Below are 1,012 nucleotides of genomic sequence, written 5' to 3'. Positions count from 1 at the left end.
CCCACTATCGGGTTCGGCTCCGGCTACGATGGCGGATATGGAGGCCGGGGCGGCGATGGCGGGGACGTCCAGGTTGCCATCTCCGGCGCCATCAGCGGGGGCAGCCTGATCTCTGCGACGTCCGCGGGCGGCAGCGGCGGCGATGGCGGTAAGTCCAGCTCGGACGATAGTGCGCAGGGCGGCGACGGCGCCAGCGGTGGCAAGGGCGGCGACGTGAATGTGTGGTTCTCATCCCCCAATCCGGAAACTACGAATGTCGCAACCGACGAGGGCGCGATCTACGCCACGTCCCTCGGTGGCGCGGGCGGCGCCGGCGGGGCCGGACACTCAATCTCCTCCGGCGGCAATGCCGGCAGGGGGAACGACGCAGGCAACGTGACCGTCTGGAAGAACGCCACCATCCAGACCTCCAGTAACCTGGCGCCGGGCATCCAGGCGCAGTCGCTCGGCGGCGTGGGTCAGGATGGCGGCAAGGCCGGCGGGTTCGGTGCAGGAGGCGGCGCCGGGGGTGGCGGCGGCGACGGCAGGAGCGTCAGCGTCACCAGCGCCGGCACCACCGTCACATCCGGTACCAACGCGCAGGGCATCCTCGCCCAGAGCATCGGCGGCGGCGGTGGCAGCGGCGGCGACGCCAAGGGCTTTCTCCAGACCGTGGGCGGCAGCGGTGCCTCCGCCGGCAATGGCGGCTCCGTCACGGTGCAGACGAGCGACAACATCCTGACCTCCGGCGAGCGCTCCAGCGGCGTGCTGGCGCAGTCGGTCGGCGGCGGTGGCGGCAATGGCGGCAATGCCAGCGCCGACGCGATCGGACCGGTGTCCATGGCGGTCGGCGGCTCCGCCGCCGCCGGTGGCACGTCCTCGTCCGTGCAGGCGGCCAACCACGGCTTCATCGCGACACAAGGCCTGCATGCCCCGGGCATGGTGCTGCAGTCCATCGGCGGCGGCGGCGGCACGGGTGGTTCCGCCTACAGCAAGGATACCGGCGGCGGCGTCGGTGTCAGCGTCGCGCTGG

At 72.2% G+C, this 1,012-nt stretch carries 1 pseudogene; it reads left to right on the top strand.

Features of this window, described 5'->3' with window-relative positions:
• Positions 1 to 1,012: pseudogene (locus tag D2K64_RS23755) on the top strand (hypothetical protein); the annotation flags it as partial.

It is taken from the genome of Teichococcus vastitatis, from assembly GCF_003604215.1.
Lineage (GTDB): Bacteria > Pseudomonadota > Alphaproteobacteria > Acetobacterales > Acetobacteraceae > Pseudoroseomonas > Pseudoroseomonas vastitatis.
Note: the sequence above shows the minus strand (reverse complement) of the source record. Positions and strands in the feature narration are given on the sequence as shown.